Genomic DNA, 1831 nt, shown 5'->3' with positions numbered 1-1831 from the left:
TTATCGCCAGCGCATGCAAATAGAAGAAGGCTTTCGGGATATGAAAAGCACGCGCTTTGGTCTGGGGTATGAAAATAATCGCAGCACAACCAAGACACGCATTACTGTTCTGGTCTTGCTTACCACACTGGCTTCGTTAGTGGCTGTACTGTTGGGCATGCTATTAGTTGTCAGTAACAAGCATCGACGCTTTCAGGCAAATACCGAAACAAAATCCGTACTATCCTTTCACTTTCTTGGCTTGAGAGCTTTTAACACCTCAATGCGATTTACCCTGCATCAGTGGAAAAAGACGATCCGCTGGCTTGATGAACTCACCGCTGAAGCTTGCATGAGCAAGATTACATGCTAAATTCGTGGGGATCCCTCAGTATTTAGTACTTGGTTTGCCTGATTCTCTTATCTTTGAATCAGAGGTATACTAGCTGCTATATCGTTAGAGGTGATTATGAATACAAAGATTGAAATATACGGCGTGAAAGCTGTAAAGCGCCCTAAAATCGCCGCCAGCAAGAAACTTGACTTGTCCGGTGAGTCTGGCCAGCAAATTGTTAAGTCTGAAACTAAGCTGGTTTTAAGAACACATAAGCGCACTTTTGAAAAACTCGCTGATATGTAATGGATCTCATTTTCTTCCCCTTTGAACGCGTGATAGAAATTAACGTGTTCATTCTCGAAAACGAACCAGGCATGAAAGGCGCTGCTGATATCAACAAACTTCAGGGTGCCCTAGGCAGAATTGATAATGCCATTGCCTATTCAGGCTTAGATGACGTTTTCGAAATAGCTGCAAAATATGCCTCTTCAATTGCGCTTTCTCATTCACTTCCCGATGCTAATAAGCGAACAGGTCTGGCTGTTGCGCTAGAGTATTTGTCGCTCAACGATTTTGAGTTAACCGCTGATAATGATCTCTTCGCAGATGCTATCAGAGACTTAGTTATTGGAAAAATCGATGAGTCAGATTTTGCCGACTTGCTTTATTCACAATATATTTTCGAACAAAACTCAGATCTCTGAAATTTACCTTTGCTTACCAGTCCTTCATGGTATTGCTAATGTCTGCTTCTCGCTCATTTCGGCCATTTGCCAGTGACTGACAGCCAAATCTGATTTAACTCAAAATCCGTTACTGCCAGTTCGTGTACGAATCTAATTACCCTAATTACTCTTTAAGGCGTGTTGATCTTTCGTGATTGGTTTTTGAGCAGCATGGTAAAGAGTTATAATTTGCTTCGCCAAAAGTAAAAGAACAACTCACTACCATGCCGAGACTAATGCTAACTGATAAGCGGTGGCAAAAGCTACTTCAAGTAATGAAGAGTACAGGCCGCATTTACAATAAACCAGAACATAGAATGACGTTTGAAGGGATACTCTTCCGGCTGAGAACAGGAATTCCTTGGCGTGATTTACCAACAGAATTCGGCGGTTGGAGCGCCGTTTATCGCCGATTCAATTTATGGTCGAAGAAAGGTTTATTGAACATGTTATTCAATGAGTTAGCCAAACTATCTGATTACGACTGGGTCTTTGCTGATGGTTCGATTGTCAAAGCTCATCAGCATAGTGCCGGAGCAGGTACTAAGGATAATGAGTGCATTGGAAAAAGCCGAGGTGGTAACTCCACAAAAATCCATTTAGCCGTGGATAGTGGTGGGCTTCCAATTTATTTTGAACTATCAGAAGGCCAGAGAAATGATATAGCTCGGGCTCAAAGTCTGGTTGACCATTTAAGGGAAGTAAACATTTTCGTAGGTGACAAAGGCTACGATAGTGACGCATTAAGAGAATATATTGAAGCCAAAGGAGGTATCTCCGTCATACCTAA

General features: G+C 42.1%; 3 protein-coding genes and 1 pseudogene. All 4 read left to right on the top strand.

All coding sequences use genetic code 11. The features are described from left to right. Positions 1-352 (top strand): annotated as a pseudogene (locus tag C6Y40_RS13175) (IS4 family transposase); the annotation flags it as partial. A 96-nt stretch (positions 353-448) separates the two neighbouring features. After that, the gene (locus C6Y40_RS13170; protein ID WP_105934978.1) at positions 449-619 is read left to right on the top strand and encodes an acetyltransferase; all 171 of its coding nucleotides are present in this window, start codon (positions 449-451) and stop codon (positions 617-619) included. Further along, complete coding sequence (locus tag C6Y40_RS13165) at positions 619-1020, top strand: type II toxin-antitoxin system death-on-curing family toxin (protein ID WP_105934977.1); 402 nt, start codon at positions 619-621, stop codon at positions 1018-1020. The genes C6Y40_RS13170 and C6Y40_RS13165 overlap by 1 nt, the downstream gene beginning before the upstream one ends. A gap of 245 nt (positions 1021-1265) precedes the next feature. Further along, on the top strand, positions 1266-1831 hold a 566-nt coding region (locus C6Y40_RS13160), incomplete at its 3' end, for an IS5 family transposase (protein ID WP_105934963.1).

It is taken from the genome of Marisediminitalea alba (assembly GCF_002993365.1).
GTDB lineage: Bacteria > Pseudomonadota > Gammaproteobacteria > Enterobacterales > Alteromonadaceae > Alteromonas > Alteromonas alba.
The sequence above is the reverse complement of the archived record's forward strand: the minus strand, read 5'-3'. Positions and strand labels throughout refer to the sequence as shown.

Coding starts and splice junctions, on each gene's coding strand:
- C6Y40_RS13170 (WP_105934978.1), top strand. CDS start 449: ATGAATACAAAGATTGAAATATACGGCGTGAAAGCTGTAAAGCGCCCT.
- C6Y40_RS13165 (WP_105934977.1), top strand. CDS start 619: ATGGATCTCATTTTCTTCCCCTTTGAACGCGTGATAGAAATTAACGTG.